The 25527-nt window shown below is 55.3% G+C and carries 23 protein-coding genes and 6 pseudogenes; 20 read left to right on the top strand and 9 right to left on the bottom strand.

The annotated features are described in order from the left end of the window. Positions 1-271: 271 nt before the first annotated feature. Positions 272-1225 carry a LysR family transcriptional regulator gene (locus tag KVG95_RS10520; protein ID WP_217856251.1) on the top strand — a complete coding sequence of 318 codons (954 nt, stop codon included), beginning with the start codon at positions 272-274 and terminating at the stop codon, positions 1223-1225. A 114-nt stretch (positions 1226-1339) separates the two neighbouring features. Here KVG95_RS10520 and KVG95_RS10515 read toward each other — a convergent pair whose 3' ends face one another. Continuing rightward, on the bottom strand, positions 1340-2575 hold the full coding sequence (locus KVG95_RS10515) for an aromatic ring-hydroxylating oxygenase subunit alpha (RefSeq protein WP_217856249.1): 1236 nt from the start codon (positions 2573-2575) through the stop codon (positions 1340-1342). Between the two features lie 629 nt (positions 2576-3204). Between KVG95_RS10515 and KVG95_RS29760 the strand changes: the two are divergent. The 12 genes and pseudogenes from KVG95_RS29760 to KVG95_RS10460 all read left to right on the top strand — a co-directional run. Continuing rightward, a pseudogene (locus KVG95_RS29760) lies at positions 3205-3407 on the top strand (GntR family transcriptional regulator); the annotation flags it as partial. Beyond that, positions 3404-4315: a dihydrodipicolinate synthase family protein gene (locus tag KVG95_RS10510; protein ID WP_217856247.1), complete on the top strand. Its 912-nt coding sequence runs from the start codon at positions 3404-3406 to the stop codon at positions 4313-4315. The pseudogene KVG95_RS29760 and the gene KVG95_RS10510, both read left to right, overlap by 4 nt. Beyond that, positions 4308-5825: an aldehyde dehydrogenase gene (locus tag KVG95_RS10505; protein WP_217856245.1), complete on the top strand. Its 1518-nt coding sequence runs from the start codon at positions 4308-4310 to the stop codon at positions 5823-5825. The genes KVG95_RS10510 and KVG95_RS10505 overlap by 8 nt, the downstream gene beginning before the upstream one ends. After that, on the top strand, positions 5822-7168 hold the full coding sequence (locus KVG95_RS10500) for an NAD(P)/FAD-dependent oxidoreductase (protein WP_217856243.1): 1347 nt from the start codon (positions 5822-5824) through the stop codon (positions 7166-7168). Before KVG95_RS10505 ends, KVG95_RS10500 begins: the two co-directional genes overlap by 4 nt. A gap of 68 nt (positions 7169-7236) precedes the next feature. Next, a complete protein-coding gene (locus tag KVG95_RS10495) occupies positions 7237-8088 on the top strand; it encodes a glycine betaine ABC transporter substrate-binding protein (protein WP_217856241.1) in 852 nt (283 codons plus the stop codon). A gap of 75 nt (positions 8089-8163) precedes the next feature. Continuing rightward, positions 8164-9282, top strand: coding sequence for a quaternary amine ABC transporter ATP-binding protein (locus KVG95_RS10490; RefSeq protein WP_217856239.1), 1119 nt, complete (start codon positions 8164-8166; stop codon positions 9280-9282). Continuing rightward, complete coding sequence (locus KVG95_RS10485) at positions 9279-10127, top strand: ABC transporter permease (RefSeq protein WP_217856237.1); 849 nt, start codon at positions 9279-9281, stop codon at positions 10125-10127. Before KVG95_RS10490 ends, KVG95_RS10485 begins: the two co-directional genes overlap by 4 nt. Further along, positions 10124-10972: an ABC transporter permease gene (locus KVG95_RS10480; RefSeq protein ID WP_217856235.1), complete on the top strand. Its 849-nt coding sequence runs from the start codon at positions 10124-10126 to the stop codon at positions 10970-10972. The genes KVG95_RS10485 and KVG95_RS10480 overlap by 4 nt, the downstream gene beginning before the upstream one ends. A 12-nt stretch (positions 10973-10984) precedes the next feature. Continuing rightward, on the top strand, positions 10985-11983 hold the full coding sequence (locus KVG95_RS10475; RefSeq protein ID WP_217856233.1) for a 4-hydroxyproline epimerase: 999 nt from the start codon (positions 10985-10987) through the stop codon (positions 11981-11983). A 102-nt stretch (positions 11984-12085) separates the two neighbouring features. Further along, positions 12086-13099: a GlxA family transcriptional regulator gene (locus KVG95_RS10470; RefSeq protein ID WP_217856231.1), complete on the top strand. Its 1014-nt coding sequence runs from the start codon at positions 12086-12088 to the stop codon at positions 13097-13099. Positions 13100-13239: 140 nt separating this feature from the next. Then, positions 13240-14169, top strand: coding sequence for a DMT family transporter (locus KVG95_RS10465; protein ID WP_217856229.1), 930 nt, complete (start codon positions 13240-13242; stop codon positions 14167-14169). Positions 14170-14264: 95 nt separating this feature from the next. Further along, complete coding sequence (locus KVG95_RS10460; protein WP_217856227.1) at positions 14265-15044, top strand: SDR family NAD(P)-dependent oxidoreductase; 780 nt, start codon at positions 14265-14267, stop codon at positions 15042-15044. Positions 15045-15154: 110 nt separating this feature from the next. On the opposite strand, the gene KVG95_RS29755 is transcribed toward KVG95_RS10460, so the two are convergent. Next, the gene (locus KVG95_RS29755) at positions 15155-15394 is read right to left on the bottom strand and encodes an SDR family oxidoreductase (protein ID WP_367616741.1); all 240 of its coding nucleotides are present in this window, start codon (positions 15392-15394) and stop codon (positions 15155-15157) included. 4 nt (positions 15395-15398) lie between these two features. On the opposite strand from KVG95_RS29755, the gene KVG95_RS10450 reads away from it, so the two are divergent. Then, entirely contained in the window at positions 15399-16106 is a 708-nt protein-coding gene (locus KVG95_RS10450; RefSeq protein ID WP_217856225.1) for a TetR/AcrR family transcriptional regulator, read from the top strand. Then, positions 16096-16872, top strand: a complete 777-nt coding sequence (locus KVG95_RS10445) for a pyrroline-5-carboxylate reductase family protein (protein ID WP_217856511.1) — start codon at positions 16096-16098, stop codon at positions 16870-16872. The genes KVG95_RS10450 and KVG95_RS10445 overlap by 11 nt, the downstream gene beginning before the upstream one ends. 66 nt (positions 16873-16938) lie before the next feature. On the opposite strand, the pseudogene KVG95_RS10440 reads toward KVG95_RS10445, so the two are convergent. Together KVG95_RS10440 and KVG95_RS10435 are read right to left on the bottom strand one after the other, a co-directional pair. Beyond that, a pseudogene (locus KVG95_RS10440) lies at positions 16939-17067 on the bottom strand (VOC family protein); the annotation flags it as partial. Positions 17068-17086: 19 nt separating this feature from the next. After that, on the bottom strand, positions 17087-19123 hold the full coding sequence (locus KVG95_RS10435) for an NADH:flavin oxidoreductase (protein WP_217856223.1): 2037 nt from the start codon (positions 19121-19123) through the stop codon (positions 17087-17089). A gap of 360 nt (positions 19124-19483) precedes the next feature. Here KVG95_RS10435 and KVG95_RS10430 point away from each other — a divergent pair, with 360 nt between their 5' ends. Continuing rightward, complete coding sequence (locus KVG95_RS10430; protein ID WP_217856221.1) at positions 19484-20473, top strand: isopenicillin N synthase family dioxygenase; 990 nt, start codon at positions 19484-19486, stop codon at positions 20471-20473. A gap of 228 nt (positions 20474-20701) precedes the next feature. Here the strand turns inward: KVG95_RS10430 and KVG95_RS10425 are convergent. Then, a pseudogene (locus tag KVG95_RS10425) lies at positions 20702-20925 on the bottom strand (SDR family NAD(P)-dependent oxidoreductase); the annotation flags it as partial. Between the two features lie 62 nt (positions 20926-20987). Further along, positions 20988-21239: pseudogene (locus KVG95_RS10420) on the bottom strand (type 1 glutamine amidotransferase domain-containing protein); the annotation flags it as partial. Between KVG95_RS10420 and KVG95_RS10415 the strand changes: the two are divergent. Continuing rightward, positions 21225-22154: a LysR family transcriptional regulator gene (locus tag KVG95_RS10415; protein WP_217856509.1), complete on the top strand. Its 930-nt coding sequence runs from the start codon at positions 21225-21227 to the stop codon at positions 22152-22154. The pseudogene KVG95_RS10420 and the gene KVG95_RS10415 sit on opposite strands and share 15 nt — an antisense overlap. A gap of 260 nt (positions 22155-22414) precedes the next feature. Here KVG95_RS10415 and KVG95_RS30360 read toward each other — a convergent pair. The 3 genes and pseudogenes from KVG95_RS30360 to KVG95_RS10405 form a co-directional block, all read right to left on the bottom strand. After that, positions 22415-22498, bottom strand: a pseudogene (locus KVG95_RS30360) (oxidoreductase); the annotation flags it as partial. A gap of 27 nt (positions 22499-22525) precedes the next feature. Beyond that, positions 22526-23035, bottom strand: a complete 510-nt coding sequence (locus KVG95_RS10410) for a DUF1097 domain-containing protein (protein ID WP_217856219.1) — start codon at positions 23033-23035, stop codon at positions 22526-22528. A 35-nt stretch (positions 23036-23070) separates the two neighbouring features. Further along, on the bottom strand, positions 23071-23811 hold the full coding sequence (locus KVG95_RS10405) for an SDR family oxidoreductase (protein ID WP_217856216.1): 741 nt from the start codon (positions 23809-23811) through the stop codon (positions 23071-23073). 139 nt (positions 23812-23950) lie between these two features. Between KVG95_RS10405 and KVG95_RS10400 the strand changes: the two genes are divergently transcribed. The 3 genes and pseudogenes from KVG95_RS10400 to KVG95_RS10390 all read left to right on the top strand — a co-directional run bounded on the left by KVG95_RS10400 (position 23951) and on the right by KVG95_RS10390 (position 25517). Next, positions 23951-24841, top strand: coding sequence for a LysR family transcriptional regulator (locus KVG95_RS10400; RefSeq protein WP_217856214.1), 891 nt, complete (start codon positions 23951-23953; stop codon positions 24839-24841). Between the two features lie 124 nt (positions 24842-24965). Next, positions 24966-25162: pseudogene (locus tag KVG95_RS10395) on the top strand (IS3 family transposase); the annotation flags it as partial. Next, the gene (locus KVG95_RS10390) at positions 25158-25517 is read left to right on the top strand and encodes a hypothetical protein (protein ID WP_217856212.1); all 360 of its coding nucleotides are present in this window, start codon (positions 25158-25160) and stop codon (positions 25515-25517) included. The pseudogene KVG95_RS10395 and the gene KVG95_RS10390, both read left to right, overlap by 5 nt. The last annotated feature ends 10 nt before the right edge of the window (positions 25518-25527 follow it).

Genomic DNA, 25527 nt, shown 5'->3' with positions numbered 1-25527 from the left:
TCAGTGGCTTGGGACCCAAGTTATTACCTTATAGAGTCAGCGTCTAACAACATTTCTTCCAGCCAATCAATAACGTCATGTTATCAATCAATTGACGTATCAATTTGCGACTGCGACAGTGCTGGTTGCGAAGGCCACTGCCGCTGGCCCTGTCTTAGACCCTCTGTTTCAGCTACGCTCCAGCGTAGGCTCCAGGTGGAACCCCTCTCGCCGATCTCGTCCCTAACGGCCCTCCAAAGGGCCCCGAACCGGATATTCAATACTCTAGGTTATGGTTAAGCACATCGATCCAGACATGACGCTGCTGAAAATGCCGTCTCTGAAAGCAGTGAAGTCATTCGTAGCCGCCGCCAAATATCAGAGCTTTACGCGTGCGGCTGAAGCGCTGTGCGTTACTCAAGCGGCAATTAGCCGTCAGATTCGGGAGCTTGAGGCGTACCTTGGGGTGGATCTCTTCAAGAGGGTGGGACGAGCAGTCGAGTTGACGGAAGCCGGATCCATCTTTTTTGATGCTGCACAGATTTCTTTCGTCAACATTTCGCAAGCCGCGGAGCGCATTCGCACCAACAATGCAGGCAAGCGAACGTTGACACTTTGCTGTTCTCCCGCGTTTTCTGCCCTCTGGCTCGCAGCGAAGCTACCGGGGTTTTTTACCATGAACGCAGACATCGACCTCAATCTGGTAACCACTCAAAACTTCTTGTCGATGGAACCGGGTGTAACGCCGGACATCTTTATCACCAAAATGGCCAGGGTTCAGGATGGCTATCGCAGTTATCCGTTGTTTCATGACGTCATCTACCCGGTGTGCACGCCTCGTTACAAAGAGGAGCACCCTGAACTGTCCAGCCTGGAAGGCATACGCGACGGGGTTTTGCTAAACCTCAGCCCCTATGGCAGATCCCAGGTAGCGGAGCACGTTGACTGGGGCGTTTGGTTGGCTTATCACGATGTTGATATCGAGAAACGCCCCCACGACAGCCCTCACGTTTTCAACGCGAACGACTACAACCTGGTAATCAGCATGGTGTTGACCCATCAGGGCGTAGCCCTCGGATGGAATCACCTGGTTGCAAATCTGATCGAGAACGGCACGCTGATTCGGCCGATCGAAGAAGAAGTAGTTCTCCATGAAAGTCAGCACTATCTGACATTTCGAGAAGACCGGATCAATGACGACGCCTGTTGCCGGCTACGCGACTGGATTCTCGCCCAGTTTTCCTGAGCTGTTTAGAAGATAGGAGTACTGACTGAGCAGTGACTCGGGGTGTGAGGAGGGGAGAGGTTTGGGTGTGCCGGTGGTGATCATTCGTGGTTCTCACCACCGGCAGTGTTGCACTTAGCCGACAGATCTTAACGGGATCGTGTCATTGAGCTGCTCAAGCATCGTTTTGCAGTACCAATCATCAAACTGGCACACGCCAATTTCGCTGGCCACCGACAACGGGCCTGGCTCGTACGCAGGGGAGTTCACCCCTACCTGTGCGCCTTCCACCAAGGTACGATCCTGGTCATTGGTCGCAAGCCAAACTTTAGTGAGACGATCGATGTCGTAGTCGACACCTTCCTGTGCGTCCTTCTTCACAATCCATTTTGTAGTGACCAGCGTCTCGTTCGGACCGATGGGCAGAACGCGGAAGCTCAACGCGTGATCGCCCAGAAAGTGGTTCCAGGTGGATGGGTAGTTGAAATAAAGCAGCGCACCGATGTTGGCTTCACCAGTTGTGTCCAACCGGCCTGCGACCGCAGGCTTGCCGTCCATTGTGTAGCTGACGGCCCCGGAAAACAGGGGGATGCGCGTCATTCGGAAGCGCCCCTCATCGTCCATCACCAATCGGCTAGGCAAGCCTGCCGCTTCGCAGCGATCCCAGTGCTCTTTGAGCTCGAGATCTTCATCGCCGCCGGCGCCGCCCACTGATGGGTTGTCCACGAATGAGTGCATCAATTCCGGGTGAGTACAATCGCAGTGGTAACACTCGCGGTTGTTCTCGAAAACCAGTTTCCAGTTGCCTTTCTCAATGATGTTCGACTCAAACGCGACTTTGCAGTCATCCAGGTTATGAGGCGCAACGAAAGGGGTGACGGATTTTCTGAACGAAGAAAAGTCTGGAGCGACGTCAGCGACGCACACATAGATGTAGGTTTCGACGACCTCACAATGCACGGGTTTCAAACCATGCTGAGACTTGTCGAAATCATCCCCCATGTTCCCGGCGAAAAGCAGTCTGCCATCCAGCTCGAATGTCCATTTGTGGTAAGGGCACACCAGCTTGGCTACCTTGCCGCTGGCTTCCGGGCACACCTTGGAACCGCGATGACGGCAGGAGTTGTGGAAGGCCCGAATCTGTTTGTCTGCGCCACGGACGACCGCGACGGGGTAGTCGCCGACTTGCAGCGACAGGTACTGACCCGACTTCTCCAGCTCAAATGTGTGCCCTGCGAAGATCCAGCTTTTGTGCCAGATCTGTTCCAGATCCTGCCTGTAAACGTCTGGATCGCTATAAAGGGCACCTGGCAGCGCGTGGTCAGGCTTGCGCTGCGCGATTAGATTTGAAACTGCCGATTTAGTGCTCACGGTCAACACACTCCAAAATACCAAGGGGGCGACACATTCAGCCTGCTCAGCGAGGTGAGGCCAAACGGTCTTGAGTTCGCAGTACCGTCTGTGGATGCAACCCATCAAACCGTGCTGCTTCTATCCGCGAACCGGAACGGTTTGCCACGTCCAGGAAGCGCTTTACGAAAAATGTGCCTTCTTGGATGGTGGTGCCATCCGTGCACTCATTTCGTTCGAGTCCTTACTAATGCAGACAATTCTGTATGTCGATGTTTGCATCAATAGCAATATTTCTACAGCACCTTATTCCAGCCCGGACAAACAGATCCTAACTAATGGAACGAATGTACGAGAAATTCGCTTATCCAACTCGTCGGTAGAATATCGCTGTTGTAAGGCTACGACGGCAATCATGCATCAACAAGAAACATTTACTCTTATCAATGCATAAGCAAATGTTATCGATTGACGTCGCAGCGCTGATGAGGAAATTTCAACTCATTGAAAGCAAAGGGGAAATTGTTTTTAGGGGCGAGTGAAGCACCCATCTAGAAATGTATACGCTAGAAATACACTCTATTGACCGTCTTCTTGGCCCATGCCAGTCTGGATTCAACAGTTAGCCGTACTAATCGGTAAAACATGGAGAACGACTCGAGCAATCTGCCGGACATCATGACGCTTTATTGAAGCCATTGAACGGCGTGATGAAAGTACCGTAGTTGATCTCGTGTTTGAGCATTGGGAACTGTCCCGTGAAAACATGGAGATTTTTATCGCGCCTCAAGGCATCAAAGCTGACGCGCTCGTTGACCTTTCACCTAACTCGCATTCGGAGCATTTATCTTGAAATTTGAAGGTATTTATACACCAGCAGTAACTCCTTATAACTCTGATGGGGAAATTGACTGGACTGTGTACTCGGAAGTTTTGGAGTCGCTGATTGAGGCGAAGGTGCACGGCATTATTATCGGCGGGTCGACCGGCGAGTATTATGCGCAGACTTCGGAAGAACGCACCGAGTTGGCAGCCTATGCCAAAGATGTGATCGGCACTCGGGTGCAACTTATCGTCAGTACCGGGGCGATTCGCACCGAAGATGCGGTTCAGTACGCCAAGGATGCCAAATCGATCAAAGCGGACGCCATTCTCGTCACGTCACCACCTTACGCGCTGCCAACCTCACAGGAAAACGCGATTCACGCGCTCACTATCGATCGCGCAGCGGACTTGCCGATCATGCTTTACAACTATCCGGGGCGCATGTGCGTTTCGATGGATGAAGAATATTTCACGCGTGTCAGCCAATCGAAAAACGTAGTTGCCATCAAGGAAAGTTCCGGCGACATGGGCCAGGTGCATATGCTGGCCCGGCAATTCCCCAACATCGCCTTGTCCTGCGGATGGGACGACCAGGCGCTCGAATTTTTTGCCTGGGGCGCCCGCAGTTGGGTGTGCGCAGGTTCCAACTTCCTGCCCAAGGAACACGTTGCGCTTTATGAAGCCTGCGTGATCGAAAAGAACTTCGACAAAGGCCGTCAAATCATGTCGGCAATGATGCCGCTGATGAATGCCCTGGACGGTGGCAAGTTCGTGCAGTCGATCAAATACGGCTGCGAAGTTGCCGGATTGAAAGTCGGTAACGTGCGCCTGCCATTGCAGCCACTTGAAGCGGACGAAAAGCAGAGTTTTGCGTCGGTCATTACTGAACTCAAACGTAACGTAGCCAACATTTCTTCGGGAGCCAGCCATGGGTGATCTTCTGAGCAAGGCCGAATATGCCGCGCTGGCCAAAGACATTTCGTTGCCATCCAAGGCGTTCATCAATGGCGCGTTTAAACCCGCGATCTCTGGCAAAACCTTCGCCACGAACAATCCGGCGACCGGTGACTTTTTGACCGACGTCGCAGCTTGTTCGTCCGATGATGTCAACTGTGCGGTGAGCAATGCCAAGGAGGCCTTTGAGGATGGACGCTGGAGATCTGTTTCTCCTCGGGAGCGCAAAGCGGTTCTGTTGAAGTTTGCAAACCTGCTTGAAAGCCATCAACACGAACTGGCCGTCCTCGAAAGTCTCGATAGCGGCAAACCGGTCAGTGAATGTCAGTTGGTCGACATCCCGGACACCATCCACACGATCCGCTGGCACGCAGAACTGATTGACAAGATTTATGACAACACCGCCCCGGTGGGCAGCGACGCGCTGACCATGGTTGTCCGTGAGCCGATTGGCGTGGTGGGCTGCGTATTGCCCTGGAACTTCCCGCTGCTGATGCTGGCGTGGAAAATCGGCCCGGCGCTCGCTGCGGGCTGTTCGGTCATCGTCAAACCTGCTGAACAAACCTCGCTGACCACGTTGCGTGTCGCTCAGCTGGCGTTTGAAGCCGGTATACCCGCTGGTGTACTCAACATTGTGACCGGCACGGGCAAAGAGGTCGGTGAGCCGATCGGTTTGCATCACGATGTAGACATGGTGAGCTTCACCGGCTCCACCGCGACCGGTCGCCGCTTCCTGCATTACGCAGCCGATTCGAACCTGAAACGCATCGTGCTTGAGTGCGGCGGGAAAAACCCGGCCGTGGTGATGGACGATGCGCAAGACCTGGATCTCGTCGCTCAGCATGTCGTCAACGGCGCATTCTGGAACATGGGCGAAAACTGCTCCGCGACTTCTCGTCTGATCGTGCACGCGTCTGTTAAAGACGAGCTGCTAGAGCGCATGGGCGCCTATATCCGCGAATGGAAGATGGGCGACCCACTCGATCCGGAAAACCGCGTAGGGTCGCTGGTCAGCCCTGAGCATTTTGCCAAAGTGAAGTCGTACCTTGAGCACGCCGCCGCCGGAAAGCTTGAAGTGGTTTACGGTGGCGCTACCAAAGACGGTGCCTTTGTAGAGCCAACGGTGATTGACGGTGTTGGTCGAGACAACCGGCTGTTCCAGGAAGAGATCTTCGGCCCGATTCTCTCGGTCACCTCCTTCAACACGATCTCCGAAGCCATTGCGCTGGCCAATGACACGGTATACGGCCTGGCGGCCTCTGTTTATACCGGCAGTCTGAGGCGGGCAATCAAGTTGTCGCGGGAAATTCGCGCCGGCATCGTCACAGTGAACTGCTTTGGTGAGGGCGATGCATCCACGCCTTTCGGTGGCTACAAGGAATCAGGGTTCGGCGGTCGGGACAAATCGATTTTTGCCCATGACCAGTACACCGAAATCAAAACCATCTGGATCGATGTGTCTGATCGGTCGGATGAAGAGACCGAAAAATGAGCACCCATACCATCAAGCGCCTGCCGGTAGACACCGGGGTTTCAGGTTGGGAGGCGATTTCCGCACGCACTGCGCCTGTCCGCATGCTTGATGGAAACGTGACGGCGGACTGGCTGATTATCGGGGCCGGTTTTGCCGGTCTGTCCGCCGCTCGCAGACTTTCACAGCTGCACCCTGGCGACAGCATTGTTGTGGTCGATGCGCATGAAGTTGCCAAGGGCCCGGCGGGCAGAAACTCTGGCTTCATGATCGATGTGCCGCACAGTCTGTCGTCCGGGGAATACTCCGTGGCGAGTGAGTCTGCAACGGCGCTGGAAATCACGCAAAATCGTTTTGCGATTGCTTTTGCCGCTGAAGCCGCGCGGGAGTACGGCATGTCTGCCGACACGTTCGACCCTTCCGGGAAGATCAACGCGGCCGCCACTGAGCGGGGATTGAAGCTGAATGTCAATTACGCTCAATCCCTTGAACGCATTGGCGAGAAGTTCGAGATGTTAGATGCCGCGCAAATGCGCGAAATCACCGGGTCCACCTATTACCACGGTGGGATCTACACCCCCGGCGCAGTGATGATTCAACCCGCGCAATACATTAGAGACCTGGCAGCAGGGCTCGAAGGGAAAATCACGCTGTTCGAACGCTCTCCGATTATTGAATTGACCAAGCAGGGAAGCGGTTGGAGCGCTCGATCTCATAACGGGACGGTGCACGCACCCAAGGTCATCCTGGGGGTTAACGGCCACATTGAAGACTTTGGCCATTATCAAGGACGACTGCTGCACGTCTTCACTTACGCTTCCATGACGGCGGCGTACAGTGATGATGAATTCAGGAAAGAGGTGCCGGGCAAAGCCAAGTGGGCATTGTTGCCGGCGGATCCAATGGGCGCGACCGTTCGCAAGATCTCTTCAGACGGTCTCTCGCGTATCGTCATCCGGACAAAGTTCACCTATGACCCGAGTATCCAGGTCACTCCAGAGCGGGTAGCTGCGGTGGCCAAAGAACAGCGACATTCCTTGGATGCCCGCTTTCCCGAATTGAAATCCACTGCGTTGGAGTTCAGCTGGGCCGGCCGCCTGTGTTTGAGCCGCAACAGCGCCGCTGCATTTGGCGAGATCGAAGAAAACCTGTATTCGGCTTGCTGCGAAAATGGGTTGGGAACGGTCAAGAGCACCCTGGCAGGTGTCATGGCGGCGGAATTGGCTTCGGGTGTACGTTCTGATTTTCTGGATAGTTTCAGTCACGCACCAGGACCCAGCAGGCTACCCCCCAAAATAATAACGAAACTGGGCGTCAGTTCGGTCATTCGTTGGCATGAGTTTTGGGCCGGGCGAGAAGGTTAACAAGTTTAAGTTGTCGGCTTTTTCTATAGAGGCCGTTTAATAAGTCACTAATAATAACGGAATAATCCATGAAACATATCTGGAAGGCATTCTGCGCGCTCGCGCTTGTGGGCATGATGAGTTTGCAAGCACACGCTGAAGAAAAAAACATAGTAATGGGTACCATGTCTTGGGAGGACTTGGTGCCTATTACTGGCATCACCAAGAAAGTACTTGAGAACGCAGGATACACCGTAAAAGTCGTGGAATTTTCTGAGTGGGGTATCGCCTACGCTGCACTCAGCAAAGGGGATATTCAGGTGTTGGCCTCCCAGATTGATTATGCCGCCGCCGATTATTGGAAAAAGAACAAGAACAAAATCGAGAAGCTGTCACCGGTCTCCTTTGGTCTTTATCAGGGCATGGCAGTACCCAGTTACGTAGACATCGACTCCATCGAACAACTGAATGCAAACGCGGACAAACTGGGAAACAGAATCATTGGCATCGAACCTGGTTCGGGTTTGATGAGTGACGCTAACAATGTGGTCAAAGCGTACGACATCAAGCTCAAGCTGGTCGAAGGCAGTACTTCGGCAATGACCGCGGCTTTAAAGTCGGCAGTCGACCGCAAAGAATGGGTGGCGGTAACCGTCTGGGATCCATCGTGGATGACCAAGAAATTTGATCTCAAATTCTTGAAAGATCCAAAAGGGGTCTTCCCGCCATTGCAGGGTTATTACTGGATCGGACACAAAGGCTTCGCTGAAGCCAATCCGCGTGCGCGTGAACTAATGGCCAGCGTATATGTGCCTATCACGGACATCACCGCGATGAATGCTGAAGTCAAGGATGGCAAGACCATGGACGAGGCTATCAAGGGTTGGATTGATAGTCATACAGATCTTGTAAATCGTTGGGGAAACATCAAGAACTATTAAGTTTTGTTTGTTTGCCACTGCCGCCCTTTGATTAATTAGAGAAGCCAGCAAACTACTGGTTCGATGGATTGCGAAATGACGATGGCCACAATTAATACTGACGAAGTGCTGGTGGATTGCCAGTCGGTTTGGAAAATCTTCGGCAAAAGTGCACCGGCAGCCATGGATGCGGTTGTCCAGCAGGGTCTTTCAAAGACCCAGATCCTGCAAAACTACGGCTGCGTGGTCGGGGTTTCTGATGTCAGTCTCCAGGTTCGCCGGGGGGAAATCTTTTGCATCATGGGTTTGTCCGGCAGTGGCAAATCCACCCTTATAAGGTTGCTCAACAAGCTGATTACCCCTAGCTCGGGGAAGGTGCTGGTCAAAGGCAAAGACGTTTCATCCTTGTCGCCGGCACAGCTGCGAGAGGTGAGGGCGCGTCACATCGGTATGGTCTTTCAAAGCGTTGCCTTGCTGCCTAACCGGACGGTTCTTGAGAACACCGCGTTCGGCCTGGAAGTGCAGGGTGTGGGCAAGGCTGAACGTTACAAAGTAGCCGAGCAGGCGCTGGCGAAGGTTGGACTGAGCGAGTGGACTTCGCGCTATCCCAGCGAGCTGTCCGGCGGCATGCAACAACGGGTCGGGCTGGCGCGTGCGCTGACTGCCGATCCAGAAGTGATTTTAATGGATGAGCCATTCAGCGCGCTTGATCCGCTGATTCGCCGACAGTTGCAAGATGAGTTCCGCCAACTGACCAAGGAGCTGGGCAAGTCCGCGGTGTTTATTACCCACGATCTGGACGAGGCTATCCGCATCGGTGATCGCATTGCGATCATGAAGGATGGCGCCATCATTCAGGTCGGCACCGCCGAGGAGATCGTGCTCAATCCGGCTGACGATTACGTGGCGGAATTTGTCGCCGGCATTTCCAGACTGCATCTAGTGAAGGCTCACTCGGTCATGACGTCGGTCCAGGCCTACAAGGCAGCGCACCCGACGTGCGACATCTCCAGGCTCACCAAAACCTCGCTTGACGCCGACATCAATGAACTTATCGGATTGACGATGAAGTCCGAGCGCGACGCGCTTGCCGTCGTCGATAACGGAACAGTGGTGGGGATCATCACCCCCCGTGATTTGCTGCGGGGCGTGCAAGGTATTCCCAATGAATTGGCGCCCGTAGCAATTGCCAATGCGATGGAGGCGTCCGCATGAGCACGCCGGATTTTTCCAGTCAGTTTGATGCATCCATTGATACAGGGCTGGAATGGCTTTCGGATAATGGTGAGTTCGTGTTCGATGCCGTCAATGCGGTGCTGAATGGCATTTACAAAGGCGTGCTGTGGTGTATCGCTTATCCACCGCATTACGTCGTAGCGATTGTCATGGCGTTGATTGGCTGGCGTGTGGTCGGCGTCCGCTTCGCGATTCTCTCAGGTCTGGCATTGTTGCTGTGCGACATCATCGGGTTGTGGCCAGAGACAGTCAGTACGCTTGCACTGGTGCTCACCGCTACCGTGTTGGCACTGGCTGTCGCCATTCCGCTGGGAGTCATCGCGGGGCTGGCACCTGCCTTTGATCGGGTGGTTGATCCTTGTCTGGATTTGATCCAGACGATGCCGCCCTACATTTACCTTCTACCGGCCATTGCACTGCTCGGGTACGGCCCCGCCACAGCGCTGTTGGCGACTTTCATCGTCGCGCTTCCCCCAGCTCTACGACTGACCTCCCTGGGTATTCGCATGACGCCCAAGGAATTCATCGAATTGGGAGATGCCAGCGGTGTGACTGGAATGCAGATGTTTTTCAAGATCCGCTTACCGTTCGCAATGCCCAGCATCATGGCCGGCGTTAACCAAAGCCTGATGATGGCCTTCGGCATGGTCGTCATTGCCGGCATTGTAGGTTCGGGCGGTTTGGGCGAGGCGATTTACGGGTCCGTTCGTACGTTGGATATCGCCAAGTCGATCAACGCAGCCATCGCTATCGTCATTCTGACCATGATTCTGGATCGTCTGGCGCAGAGCGCTGCACAGACGCGGGTGGGGGCTTCTCAATGACAACGCACATTCAATTTTCTCCAGGCGATTACCTGGCGCCTGCCGTTGATTGGCTGAACACGAATTTACATGGCTTGTTCAAAGGGATCAGTCAGGTCGTTGAGACGGTACTCGGTGCAGTGGAGGGAGCGCTGCTTGCTCCCCATCCGTATTTGTTCATCGGTATTGTCGTCGTTGCGGCGTTCTTTTTTGCCAATAAACGGGTCGCTGTTTTCGCTGCGGTGATGTTGGCTTTTTGTTTGTTCGCTGGCCTTTGGATCGCGTCCATCCAGACGATCGCGCTCGTCAGTGTGGCGGTCCTGATCTCGGTGGCCATCGCTTTCCCGCTGGGGGTTCTGGCGGCCCGGGTGAAGCGAGTAGATGAGGCGTTGCTGCCGATTTTGAACATCATGCAAACCGTGCCGCCTTGGGTTTACCTGATCCCCGCCGTGATGTTGTTCAGCTTGGGACGGGTGCCCGCGATCATCGCAACGATTGTTTACGGCATCCCGCCGATGCTCAGATTGACGACCCTGGCCTTCAAGCAGTTGCCCAAGGATCTCCTTGAGCTGGGACAGGCATCCGGTGCTTCACCTAAAGACATTCTGTTCAAAATTGAACTGCCTACTGCCGCACCCACGCTGTTGGTAGGCCTGAACCAATGCATCCTCATGTCGCTGGCGATGGTGGTGCTGGCAGGTCTGGTGGGGGCGGGCGGTCTGGGGGCTGAAGTGACCCGAGGCCTCTCCAGGATGGAGATGGGCCTGGGGCTTCGAGCGGGCCTGGCCATTGTCGCTATTGCGCTGCTGCTGGATCGACTGTCACGGGGCGCGTTGCAGCGTCACTCTCCCAGCAAACTCCCTTGAAAGGGCATCAGCATGAGACGCAGCTTTTTTTGCATTGATTCGCACGCTTGCGGCAACCCTGTTCGGGTTGTAGCAGGCGGAGCACCGCTGATGCCCTCCGTATCGATGGCGGAGCGACGTGATATTTTCGTGCGTGATCACGACTGGGTACGCACCGCATTGATGTTCGAGCCTCGGGGGCACGACATCATGTCCGGCGTCATTATCTATCCGTCCACCCGTGATGATTGTGACTTTGGTGCTTTGTTTATCGAAGTCAGCGGCTGCCTGCCGATGTGTGGAGCGGGCACCATCGGGTTATCGACCGTGGTCATTGAAGAGGGCTTGGTGACACCTCGTGAGCCGGGAAAACTGGCCATCGAAACACCGGCAGGACGGGTCGATGTCGAATACACCCTGGGCGGCGAATTTGTTGAGTCGATTCGCTTGTTCAACGTAGCCAGCTACCTGCACAGCGCTGATGTGGTGGTGGAAGTTCCTGGCGTTGGAACATTTACGGTGGACATCGCCTACGGCGGAAATTTCTACGCGGTGGTCGAACCACAGGAGTGCTGGACTGGATTCGAAGGGCAGACGACGGCTGACATTGTGGGATTGAGCCAGAAACTGCGCGCAGCGCTCTCGGACATTTGTGACCCTGTGCATCCAGAGAACAGCAGAATCAGTGGTGTTCATCACATCATTTGGTGTGACAAACCACAGAGCAGAACCGTGCATGGCCGCTGTGCCGTGTTCTACGGTGATAAAGCTATTGATCGTTCTCCTGGCGGTACCGGTACCTCGGCCCGAATGGCTCAGCTCTTCGCAAAGGGGCGGCTGAACGTCGGCGACATTTACCGACTTGAAAGTCTGATCGGTACGATCTACGAAGGAAAGGTTGAGGCGTCGGTAAAAGTCGGAACCTTCGACGGCATGAATCCAAGTGTCAGCGGCTGGGCTGAGGTGATAGGTCACAACACAATTTTCGTTGATGACAAAGACCCTCTAGCCCACGGTTTTCAGCTCGCATAAAGAGTTTGCTCACGGCGCCAACGGTTGATTCTTTGGGCGCGCAGATTCAACCGTGGTTTGCACAATGGCTGCGTTCGTCAGTGTAAAGAAGCGAGGCGTAAAGTGATCGAACGACGAGATTTCAGTGGGTGTATGAAAGGTAAAAACCTGCGCTATCTGGAAGAGACTCGGAGTGAGCCGACGGCTCATGCCCAGGCAGGATTTTTACTGCTCGAACACTTCTCGCTGCCTGCATTTACGCAAGCACTCGATACGATTGTCACCGCCAACCTTTTGCATCCCACGTCGTTCTCTTCACGAACCTTTGGGTTGCAAGACGGTGAGGTCACCAGCGACCTTGGCCTGGTCATTCGACCGGATGCGCGTTTGGAAGTCGCAGCACTCAAAGACCTTAATTTGCTGGTCATATGCGGCGGCTACCGCACCGAACTCAAAGTCAATCACGAGCTGATCAGCATCCTCAAAACGGCATCAGAACTTGGTATCACACTGGCCGGGCTGTGGAATGGGGCGTGGTTTTTGGGCGTGTCAGGTTTGCTTGAAGGGTATCGTTGTGCGATTCACCCCGAGCACCGACCCGCGCTCGCAGAAATTTCAAAAGTCACGCATGTCACCAGTGAAGCATTTGTCATGGATCGCGACCGGCTCACGGCTTCGAGTCCAGCGGGTGCTTTTCACATGGCTCTGGAATGGATCAAGGGGCTGCACGGCAAGGCGCTTGTCGAAGGCATCGAAGACATTCTTTCTTTCGAAGAGTCGCGGTATCGGCGCATCAAACCAACGCAGAACATCTCGTTGAGCGCCCCCCTTAAAGAGGTGGTCAAGTTGATGGACGCCAACCTTGAAGAGCCGCTGCAAATGGAACAACTGGCGGCCTATGCCGGACGTTCCCGTCGACAAATAGAGCGTTTGTTCAAAGAACAACTGGGTAGCACACCGCAACGGTATTACCTGGAATTACGCATTACCGAAGCACGGCGATTGCTTCAACACACAGAGCTGTCTCAGGTTGATGTGCTGGTCGCCTGTGGCTTCGTTTCGCCGAGCCATTTCAGCAAATGCTACAGCTCGTATTTTGGTTACCGACCTTCGAGAGAAACGCGGCTGGTGAAGTAAAGAACGCCTGTTCAAACCTTTATGACTGGCGGTGTTTACCGCAACGGTGGGCTAACGACTTCGTGGCGTTGCTGTTTGTGCTGGATGCGTTAGTGAAACGCTGCAAAACCTGATGTTGCTGACACGTTAAGGAGGAGGGCATGACCGAGGTGCGATTGAAGAGCGCTCAAACAAAAAACACGGCGTACTTAACTACGCTCACCGTTTCCGCTAGTTCTGGGGTCTCAAGGCCCCAACTCGGGATTTTTTTATGCCTGCTTTCAATGCTTATCTTTGCGAGCCAGGACGGACTAACCAAGGTGCTTGTCAAAGACTTCCCGGTTGCCCAACTGGTCATGATGCGCTATTGGGTGTTTGTCGTTTTTGCCCTCGGATATGCCGCCTACCAAGGTAGGGGCAAAGAGTCATTTCGCAGTAAGCACCCTTGGCTCCAAATCATTCGAGCGCTGTTAGCCGTGGGTGAAACCATACTGTTTGCAGTGGGGCTACGATATTTGGGCCTGGCCGAAATGCATGCGCTCTATGCCGTATTTCCGCTGATGGCACTGGCATTGGCGGGGGCCGTGCTTGGGGAGTTCATAGGTCTGCGGCGCTGGATTGCCGCCGCCATAGGGTTCACCGGGACACTGATCATCCTTCGACCAGGCGCGGGCGTTTTTGAACTCGCGGCGCTGATTCCCCTGCTGGCAGCTTTGGCGTTCGCGGTGTTCAACGTACTGACGCGCCGGATAAGCCAACACGACTCCTTTGCGACGAACATGCTCTTTATGGCAGGTGTGGGTGCCCTGACGGTCACATTTGCGGGGCTACCCGTCTGGGTTGCTCCGACTCCGGTCCAGGGACTCTTGATGGGGATCCTGTCATTGACGGGAGTAATCGCTCAGATTCTCTTCATTCAAGCACTGAAATACGCAACCGCTTCTACCCTGCAGCCTTTCAACTATGCGCTGCTGGTGTTCGCCACTTTGATTGGTGTGATCGTTTTTGCCGAGCGCCCTGATACCTGGGTAGTTGTCGGAGCAGCGTTGGTGTTTATCGGGGGGTTGTATGCGATTAAAGCGAAGGCGTGAACATGCAGTACCACGCTGGTTGGCTCAGCTGATTTCTTTCTCCTAGACTGCCATCAGTTCAGGGACTGATCCCCCGACGACAGGAGCAATATGCAATGGTTGCGGACTGGAGTGGTCAGGTAGCGCTTATCAGTGGCACCGGTAGTGAACGTGGAATTGGCTTTGCGATTGCGAAGCGCCTGGGCAGTCTGGGCGTCAGGTTAATCGTCACAGGCAGCAGCGCTCGCATCCATGATCGGGTGGAGGAGTTACGTACCGCAGGATTTGAAGCGCAAGGTCGTACGGCGGACTTGAGTGAAGAGGATCAAGTTCTTGAACTTACTACCTGGGCCGAATCGGTATGGGGGCGAATCGATATTCTTGTGAACAATGCCGGCATGGCCGCGCAGGGTCATCCGGAGCCTTTTGCCGATCTGGCGGACATGAGTGTCGACAGTTGGAATCTTTCAATTGCTCGAAATCTGACAACCTCCTTTCTGCTGACCCGTGGAGTTTTGCCGGGGATGCGTAACAGACGCTACGGCCGAATCGTCAACGTCAGTTCCACGACTGGGACTCGGGCAGGTAATCCAGGAGAAGCGGCTTATGCTGCGGCCAAAGCCGGAATGGTGGGTATGAACATGAGCCTGGCCCTTGAGGTCGCGCGCTTTGGAATTACTGTGAACTCGGTCGCGCCGGGCTGGATCGCCACAGGATCAAGCACCCCAGAGGAGGTGAATGCAGCGAAGTATGTTCCGGTTGGTAGAGCAGGGCGCCCGGAAGAAGTAGCTGCTGCCGTTACGTTCCTGGCCTCACCTGAGTCCAGTTACATTACCGGTGAGTTGCTGGTGGTCGATGGTGGCAATTGCCTGATAGAGAACAAAGCGCCCAAGTAATGAATGCGTTGCCTGCTGCAAAATTTTGCAGCGGGCCAGAGTCTGGCTTCGCGCAACCTGCGACGGAGGTGGGTAAGTGACTCCCTCCGTCGCAAGTGGGGCTGATTCGATCAAAACGGCAGTGGCAGTTTCGCCGTGCGCCCCCCATCCACCACCAGTACTTGCCCGGTGATAAAGGCCGATGATTCCGAGGCCAGGAAAACGACTATCCCGCCAACATCCTCGGCATTGATGGCGTGCTCACTTGATTTTGCGATCTCGCGTCTTGAAAATGTACGCCTATGTACATGTCGTGTACGCCAAAGATCTTGCGGTGTACAGTGTCGAAGAATTTTCAAATAAAGGTGCACCCGAATGTCGCAGACAGGAAGGGCGAAAACCAAAGCGCAGGACGCAGGCTGGCGAGGCTCCGTCGATGGTTGGCTGGACGCCGCCTACGAAGCTCTTAAAGAGTCGGGTGTTGATGCTGTGCGGGTGATGCCGCTGGCCAAACGCTTGAATTTGTCTCGCACCAGCTTCTACTGGTTCTATGAAGACCGGGAGCAGTTGCTCGCGGCGCTCCTGGCCCGCTGGAAGGACAAGAACACCGGCGGTATGGTCAGCCAATGCGAGAGTTACGCAGAAAGTATCTCCGAAGCGATTCTCAACGTCTTCGAGTGCTGGGTGAACCCTGAGCTGTTCGACTCGCAGTTCGAATTTGCTGTGCGCAGTTGGGCGCTGCAATCGGACGAGGTCAAAGCTGAAATCGCTTTAGCCGATGAGGCGCGGATGAACGCCCTGGCCGCGATGTTCCGACGGTTTGGCTACGACGGCGAGGGGGCTGACGTTCGGGCCAGGACGATCTACCTCACACAGATCGGCTACATCTCCATGAAAACCAATGAAGATATCGTCGTTCGATTTCGACGGATTCCTCAGTACGTGAGCGTGTTTACCGGCAAAGTACCGAAGAGGCGCGAGCTGGATCGCTTTTATGGAAAGTTCGGCTACGCAGAAAAAGAGCCTGGTGTTTTCGTTCCCTTGGTCGAAACATTCGAGGCGTCCGCTGCCGATGGAGAATAGAACTCTGGGCATCATTGGGGGCACCGGCTGGCTCGGGCGTGCAATCGCCGAGGCGCTCCTTGAAAGCGGTTTCATCAAACCTGACCATTTGTTGATCTCGAACCGCTCCGGCGTCAGTACCTTCGAGCCAGGAGTGAAGCTGCTGGCCGACAACCAGCAGTTGGTGGACCTCAGCGATATTGTCGTGCTGTCCATCCGGCCGGAGCAGTTTCGCGAACTGCTGATCAACGCCCGCGGCAAGCTAGTGATTTCTCTGATGGCCGGAGTTCCGGCGGCAGCCATCAGCGCGGCCACCGGTGCGGATGTCGTGGTGCGGGCCATGCCGAATGCGGCCGTGGAAATCAGGCAGTCGTTCACACCCTGGTACGGTGTCGGAAACCTTGTTGAACTCGACCGCCAGTGGGTGCAGCGACTGTTCGAGTGCGTAGGTTCGGCGGACGAAGTGCCTGATGAAGACTGTATTGATTATCTCAGTGCGTTGTCTGGGACTGGGCCGGCCTTTCCGGCAATGTTGCAAATGGCACTGACTAATCAGGCGGTGGCTGCGGGAATCCCCCTTGCCATCGCGCAGCGCGCTGCACAAGGCGTAGTGGTGGGGGGCGGCCAGATGCTTGCCAGCCGCGATCCGCGGCAAATGATTGAGTCATTGATGGCTTACCGTGGCGTGACGGCGGCAGCGCTGCGGTCGATGGCCGATCAGAACATTGAGGCGATTGTGGGGCGAGCGGTGCAGGCAGGCGCTGAGATTGCCCGCAAAGGCATGTAGCCGAAGAGATAAGCAATGAAGGCCCTTTGAAGGGCCTTCATGGTTTTAGGCATCAGACGGTTACGCTTACTCGGCCTTGAAGCAATAGACCGCCAGCTTGTTGCCATCCAGGTCTCGGGCGTAAGCGGCATAGGCATTTTCAGCCCAGTTACGCGAACCCGGTTGGCCTTCACAGGTACCACCGGCGGTGAGTGCTAAAGATGGAGGCACGTATTCAGATTTCTTTCACCAGGCGCAAAGCGTCGTAGATGGCCGCGTGGGTGTTGCGAGCAGACACGGCGTCGCCGATTCGGAACAGCTGGAAGCGTCCTTCGGGATTGGTGACGATGTTCTGTGCCGTGCCGGCGATCAGGTCATGCTGCTCTACCGCGCCGCCATTGGTGGAGAAAGGACGCAGGTCAAAGTACAAGTCGTCCAGGGGAAGGGTGCCGTGGTTGACGACCACCTGATCGACCACGCGCTGCTTGTGGACCTGTCCGTAATCGCTGCCAAAGGTTGCAACGAGCCCGCCATCACGTTTTTCCACTGTATCGACCCGGTAGGTGACGGTGAAGATGACGTCCAGGTCCTGCAGGCTGCGCATGTAGGGCACCAGGTTCATGGCCATGACTTCAGGTGCAAACGAGCGGTCAGGGGTGACGATCTCCACGGTCGCACCGCTTTGCGCAATGACCTCGGCAGCCTGCAGGGCGGCATGATCCCCGGCATCGTCGAAGATCAGTACGTTGCGACCGGGCTTGATGTCACCGGAAATGATGTCCCAGGTTGAAACCACGAGTTCGTTGCCCACGCGGAGCACCTCGGTATCCGGTAGGCCGCCGGTCGCAACGATGACCACGTCAGGCTCGAAGGCTTGCACGGTGTCGGCCTCGGCCCAGGTATTGAAGTGAAACTTCACCCCCAGCCGTTCGCATTGCGCCATTCGCCAATCAATGATGCTGATCATCTCGCGACGACGCTCACTCAACGCAGTCAGACGAATCTGCCCGCCAGGTTGGTCAGCCGCCTCAAGCACCGTTACATCATGACCGCGCTCACCGGCGACCCGCGCCGCCTCCAGCCCAGCTGGGCCGGTACCGACCACCAGCACCTTACGCTTGACGGCGGCTTTGGGAATGTCGTGAGGCATGGTGGTTTCCCGACCCGTCGCCGCGTTGTGGATGCAATAGGCCGCACCGCCTTGGTAGATACGATCCAGACAGTAGTTGGCACCCACGCACGGGCGAATGTCTTCTTCGCGCTTCTCGATGATTTTGCGCACGATGTGCGGATCGGTCATGTGCGCGCGGGTCATGCCCACCATGTCCACTTTCCCCGAGGCAATCGCGTAGCGCGCCGTGGCCACATCGGGAATCTTCGCAGCGTGGAAAGTCGGAAAGCCTGTCGACGAGCGGATCTCGCCAGCGAAGTCGAGATGGGGCGAGTTGCGCATACCCTGAATCGGGATGACATCGGTCAGCCCTGCATCCGTATCGATGTGACCGCGCACGACGTTCAGGAAGTCGACCAGTCCGCTGTCCTTGAGCATGTGAGAAATCTGCATGCCCTCGCTGGCAGTGAAGCCACCGGGCAATTCTTCATCACCGGTGTAGCGAACTCCCAGCAGAAAATCTTCGCCTACCCGCTGGCGGATGCCACGCAAGATGTCGAAGGTAAAACGCATGCGGTTTTCCAGCGAACCGCCGTAAGGCCCGTCGAGGTCATTGGTCAACGGTGACCAGAACTGGTCCATCAAATGCCCGTAAGCCTGAAGCTCCAGACCATCGAGACCTGCCGCCTTCATGCGCTCCGCGGCGTCCACATAGTCCTTGATGATCCGCTCAATGTCCCATTCCTCCATTTTCTTCGGGAAGGAGCGGTGCGAAGCCTCGCGACGGTGTGACGGCGACACCACCGGTAACCAGTCGGCCTTGTCCCAGCGGGTGCGACGGCCCAGGTGAGTCAACTGGATCATCACTGCCGCGCCATGTTCGTGGCACTCATCGGTCAGGTCCTTCAACCAACCGACCACTTCGTCCTTGTAGGCCAGCACGTTGTTGAACACCGGCGGGCTGTCTCGGGAAACGGCAGCGGAACCGGCAGTCATAGTCAGTGCGACACCGGCTTTGGCGCGCTCCACGTGGTAGGCGCGGTAGAGATCCTTGGGCATGCCGTCCACAGGGTAGGCCGGTTCATGGGAGGTGGTCATGATCCGGTTTCTGAGGGTCAGATTCTTGATTTTATAGGGTTGCAGCAAGGGATCGCTGGACATCGTGGTGCGCTCCAAAGTGGCTTCATCGGGCTCGGTGACTTAAAATTAGGATAAATGTACACCTGTGTCAACGATTGGTGACACATGTGTACATTTTGCTTGCGTGCCAAAAAATCCAGGATTAACATCCATCAAAACCCGGGCTGATTGGATTCGTACGCGCCTGGCTGCCATCGCATTGAGCGGTCAGTGCCCGCGGCGTGATGAAAGTGCGCGCAGCGGCAAACCGCACTCGTTGAGGCGGACGTGAACGTGGGTGTTATAGGTGACGGTTCAGGTGTGATTCAGTGGGATTGAAGAGGGTACAGTCGTGCTTTCTAAATCTTCTGCCTTATTGATATTTCGGAAAGGAGAGCATAGGTGACAGAGTTATTTGATATTCGCTTGGCTAGCAAACAAACAGCTTTCACTGAAATTCCGGTCATAGACATATCGTCGCTCATAAACGGCGAAAATCCACTGAAGGTGGCAAGTCAAATAGGTGATGCATGCGAAAAGGTGGGGTTTTTTTATATAAAAAACCATGGCATTGACCAGCAGTTAATAGATGAGATGTATGCGCTTACCAAAAGTTTTTTCAAGCTTCCTTATGAGGAGAAGAACAAGCTTAATGTCGTGAATTCCGGGCTCACGCTACGTGGTTATATACCGATGTACGCGGAAAACGTAGACCCTGCTAATACTCGCGATTTCAAAGAGTGTTTTGATTGCGGAGCTCATTATGATGAGGTCTCTCCATTCTTTGGTCCTAATCAAATGCCATCTGTACTGCCGCAATTTGAGAAGGTTGCCGAAGATTACCATTCCTCTGTATTGGCACTCGCGCGAATGCTTATTGGCGGGATCGCGCTGAGCTTGGGTTTACCACAAGATTACTTTGAACATCTTCAGCGTAAGCCCATCACTATTCAACGGATTTTGCGTTACCCGCCCCAGATCGGAAGGGTTTCCCAAGAGGAGATCGGTATTGGGGCACACACGGACTATGGTTTCTTGACGGTCCTATCCCAAGATGCAGTTGGCGGTTTGCAAGTCAGGAACCGTGCAGGGGAGTGGGTTACTGCACCACCCGTTGAAGGCACTTTTATCGTCAATATTGGTGATTTGGTTCAAACCCTCACCAATGATCGCTACACCTCGACAATGCATCGTGTCATCAATACCAGCGGCCTGGAGCGTTATTCAATACCGTTCTTTATTGATTTGGATTTCGATGCGGTTGTTGAACCTGTGCCAACCTGCGTGAGTGAGGCTCTACCCGCGAAGTACGAAGCGTACACTTGTGGTAAGCACAAATTTAAGCGTTTCGTAGATAGCTATGCGCATCTTCAAGAAATCGAGAAGGTATGATCGCTTTTCTGGCTACGCTAATGCCTGATTTAGGTATTGTTGAGTAATAGCAGTGAGGTTACTGCAATCACCAATTCGTCGAGAGACCAAGGCTTGTCCCAGGTAAATTGGTGCCGGGAGGCACGCTCGTAGGATCAAGCAATACCCAGATATAAGAATCGCCTTGATGGAGGGTCATTGACTCCTCACTAGGTCTGACCATTAAGTCAAGATGTTCAGCAGCGCTTTCCCATTAAGAGTCAGGCTGGAGATGTTGACGATCCTTCCCCAACTTCGGTTGCGTATTCCCGGTAGCAATGCTTGCGTTGTCTGCAAGGCGTGCCGGGAAAGTGCCGATCCAAACTGTTGCGAGCGATGCCCACAACATGGTGGCCCGCCTGGAACAATTGAGCCGCGAGCGCGCGCCCGATGCCTTTGCTGGCTCCGGTGATAAGGAAAATGCGAGTTGTCATTGCAGAGCTCCAAATACCCGGCAACATCCGGGGCCAGGGAATAGCGCGGTGCGGCAGACGTGTTATTTCAGTCGAGCGAGCAATGCTTTGCCGACCTCTATGGCCGAGTTCGGATTCTGGCCCGTGATCAACTCGCGATCGATGACCACATTAGGCGTCCAATTCGAAGCGTTGCTGCGGTACACCCCACCGGCTTTTTCCAGCGCCGTTTGCGGGTAGAACTTCATGGCGCCACCGTTGAGCAGACCTTTGGCTTCTTCCTCTTCCTTGTTGCTGATAACGGTCATCTTGTAGCCCGCATAGATCCAGTCGGCGCGACCCTTTGCCGGCTTCGCGCTTTTATTCGCGTAGTTGAGCAGGGGACCGTTAGTGCTGCTGCCGTCGCCTTGGCGACCACGCCTTCGGTGCTTAGTCGTGCGTTGACCAGGCTTGAATCGCGTCTTGGCGTGCAATTGTTGCGACGCACTACTCGCAGGCTCAGCCTGACCGACGCTGGTAAGTTGTATCTGGAACAGACTCGTTCGGCGTTTGCGCAGATCGAAGAGGTGGAGCGCAGCATTCTCGGCCAGGAAGGCGAGTTGAGCGGGCGCGTTCGGATGAGCGTGCCGACGACTTACGGGCATCATCGTCTGCCGCCGCTGCTCAGTGCCTTTGCCCGGCAATACCCAGCTGTGCGGGTGGAGCTGAGCATCACCAATCGCAATGTCGACCTGGTCGCCGAAGGCTACGATCTGGCGATTCGCCTGGGGCAGTTGCCGGACAGTGGTCTGGTGGGGCGCAAGCTGGAAGATGCACGGCTCTGCCTGGTCGCATCTCCCCAATACCTGGCACGCGCCGGCGTCCCTACGACGCTTGAGATGTTAGGCGAGCACGTTTGCCTGCCGTTCATTATGCCCAGCAGCGGCAAAATCGGGCCGTGGTTATTCTGCCTTGATCAAAAAAATATCGAATGGCTGCCGCAAGCCAATGTGCAGGTTTTGGATGATGTCCTCGGCATCGTTTCGTTGGCGGAAAGCGGTCTGGGCATCTGCCAGACCTATGACTTCGTTATCCGGGACAGAATGCAGCGGGGGCAATTGGTGGAAATACTTCCGCAGTTGAGCGGACGCAGTCGGCCATTCTCGATTATTTACCCGCCTCACCGGCAATTATCAGCCGCATCCCGGGCGCTGATTGAATTCATCCTGGACAGCACCCAAGCCGGATATCCAGCAAAACTATCGGGATGAGGCCTGCGTTGGCTGGCAGCGTTGGCAACGATGCAAGACAACCTGCGTACTGCAATCAAGCAGATCGGTGATAAGTCCACCCAACTAGCGTCGACTTGGTGGTCAGAGCGGTACAGGCGAGGACAGAGAAAGCGGTGAGTGCGATGCAACAAAGTAGCCAGCGTTCACAGCAAAACCTGAAAGTGGTCATCAGCGCACCGTTGCCCTCATCGACGACATCGTCGGACACGGTGAAACCGACCTTGTTGATATAGAAATCCAGTGTGGCCGGCGTCGGCAAGCGCGCGTGCGGTGAGTGCACCAAAACCACTGGAAGCACCGGTAATTAAGATGATCGATTTCATGTTATTGACCTCTGCAAAGTGGTGGTTTCAGGCATGACGGGGAAGACGTTGTTGTACGGCGTGGGACAACCAGCCGGCGAAAGAGCCGATGGCACCGGCGGCACCCAGTTCGGCGAAGCTTTCCATTGATGGCGCCAGGTGCGAGGCAAAGTAAGCAATCAGGCCGAGGAAGTAGGCGACGATGTTGTTCATCGTCCGGACGGCTCGCAGCGACACCACAATCATCGCCACCACAAATACCACCAATGGCAGCGCAAACATGCCTAGAGTGGGTGCCAATGCGCCGATGCTCATTGCCGCTCCCATGCCGAAGGCGATGCCTATAAGCACGCAACCGAGGTTCGCCAGGCCGTCACGCAAGGTCAGGCCGTGGCTGAAGAACGCCACCCAACCGACAAACATCGCCCAGACCGGCAGGGTCAGCAGCATGCTGGAGCCCGCCGCGAGTGCAGCGGTGGCAGCGGCCACCGCGGTGAACAGCGTGAACATCAGCTTCGATTGCCCGGTACGGGTAGGGGTGTTGGCTGGCTGGCTCATGGTCGGATCTCCTTTAACCTAGGGGGTGAGACGGCTCAGACGAGGCCGCCGTTAACGCGCAGGATTTGCCCGTTGACCCAGGCCGAGTCAGGGCCGACCAGGAAGGACACGACGCGGGAGATATCTTCTGGCTGAGCCAGGCGTTCCAGTGGGGCCATCTTGGCGAAGGTCTGGATCTGCTCTTCACACTTGCCGTGCAGGAACAGATCCGTCGCAACCGGGCCCGGTGCAACCGCATTGACGGTGATATTGCGACCGCGCATTTCCTTGGCGAACACCTGAGTCAGGGACTCCACCGCTGCTTTGCTGGCGATGTACACCGCATAGCCCGGCAGATTCATGCCGACGGTGCTGCTGGAGAAGTTGATGATCCGCCCGCCGTTGTTCAGGCGAGTGGCGGCTTCACGCAGCGTGTTGAAGGTGCCGCGAGTGTGGATGTTGAAATTCTGGTCAAACAGTTCGTCGCTGTGTTGCGCTAGTGGCAGCACCTTGAGGATGCCGGCGTTGTTTACCAGCACATCGACCTTGCCCAATTGCGCTTCGGTTTCATCAAACATACGACGAATGTCGTCAACGTTGGCCACATCCGCCTTGATCGCGATGGCCTGGTGACCGGCCTCATGCAGTTCGGCTACCAGTTTTGAAGCTTCCGTAACGCTGCTGGCATAGTTGATGGCGACAGCGAAACCCTCACTGGCCAGTTGTTTGGCGATGACCGCGCCGATACCGCGAGAGGCGCCGGTTACGATGGCTACTTTCGACGTTTGAGTCGTCATAGTGGTGACTCCTTTGAAATAATGGGTTGTTTTGCTCGGTGTGAAGCTAGATTCACATGTTTACTTAAGGTGATAAATGCATTTAGAGTTGGCTTTTCTATTCAATAATTGCCAACAATCGAAAAGCCAGGAATTCAATGTGGATCAAGTCAAAGCAATGAAGGTGTTTGTGCGGATCTACGAGCGCAGCAGCTTTACGCTGGCGGCGGATGACCTGAATCTGCCTCGGGCGACGTTGACTCACACGCTGAATCAGTTCGAAGCCTGGCTGGGGACACGTTTGCTAGAGCGCAGCACGCGCAAGGTCCGTCCGACGCTGGATGGTGAGGCGTATTACCTGCGCTGCGTTCAGTTGCTGGCGGAGTTGGAAGAGGCCGAACTGGCGTTTCGCGGTGTTGCGCCGAAAGGGCGGCTGCGGGTAGACCTGCACGGCACCTTGGCCAAGCACTTCGTGATCCCTGCATTACCGCAATTCATGGCCCGTTATCCGGATATCGAGTTGTCCATCAGCGAGGCCGACCGTTATGTCGACCTGATTGCCGAAGGCGTCGATTGTGTGCTGCGCGCCGGCACTCTGAGCGACTCCGCGCTGATCGGAAAACGTGTTGCCAACCTGCGGCAAATCACCTGTGCCAGCCCCGCATACCTGCGCAAATACGGCGAACCGAAAAGCCTTGCTGATTTGAGCCGTCACCACGCGGTGAACTATGTTTCGCGCACCACTGCCAAGCAGTTTCCATTTGAGTTCATGGTTGATGGTGAGCTGAGGGAAATGACCATTGATGGCGAGTTATCAGTATTCGGCGCAGAAATCTATGCGGCATCGGCGATTGCCGGGTTGGGGTTGATCCAGTGCCCGCACTACCGCATGGCGACGCAGATTTCCCAGGGGTTGGTGCAGGAAATCCTCATCGACACTCCGCCGCCGCCGATGCCGGTTTCCGTGCTGTACCCGCACAACCGCCACATGTCGCCACGAGTACGGGTGTTTGTGGACTGGTTGGGCGAGATATTTGCCAAGGCATCTTGAGGTCGAGCGCTGAGCGCCAGGATCGCTAGTATGCGGCGGCTTTTCTCTACCACAGCAAGAGACTGGGTGGTCGTCACTCTATATAAGGCAGTGGTCAGGGCTGGTTCGCATGAACACCGAACGCCAGAAGGAACGCCACAGGGTCACTCCGCAGAGCAAAGCGCTGACATCGGAGCAGCAGAAAATCCAGGAGCTGGAAGCACGAATCGCCCGTCTTGAACGGGAAAAATCGATATTAAAAAAGGCTACCGCGCTCTTGATGTCGGAAGGTCACGAGCGTACGCGCTGATCAATCGGCTGAGCGTCCACGAGCCGGTTGATTGATGGCCTGCTGGAGGGGATTAAAGACCTGCCACAAAGCGCGCTTGACAGTTTTCGCGAGGGCGGCAACGCAATTGGAGAGCGGGCAGCCGTTGCGTTAGAGCCGGAACTGGCGGCCAAGCTCAACGAGATATACGGGCTGGACGTATCAATTGCACAGCAAGCGCCTCTGCTCGTTCGTACAATCAGTGCGGTTTCGCTGGCGGGTTGGATAGGGGCGCTGTTGATGGCAGGCGGTTATCTGGCCAATAACGACCGCTTTAAAAAAGCGGCAGTTTGGACCTCCGTGGTTTCCGTCGCCTCTCATGGCTTTTTTCTTATCGTCGGGCTGGTATGGAATGCGCTATCGGAATAGACGGTAGGCA

Source organism: Pseudomonas farris (assembly GCF_019145235.1).
GTDB classification, from domain to species: domain Bacteria; phylum Pseudomonadota; class Gammaproteobacteria; order Pseudomonadales; family Pseudomonadaceae; genus Aquipseudomonas; species Aquipseudomonas farris.
Note: the sequence above shows the minus strand (reverse complement) of the source record. Positions and strands in the feature narration are given on the sequence as shown.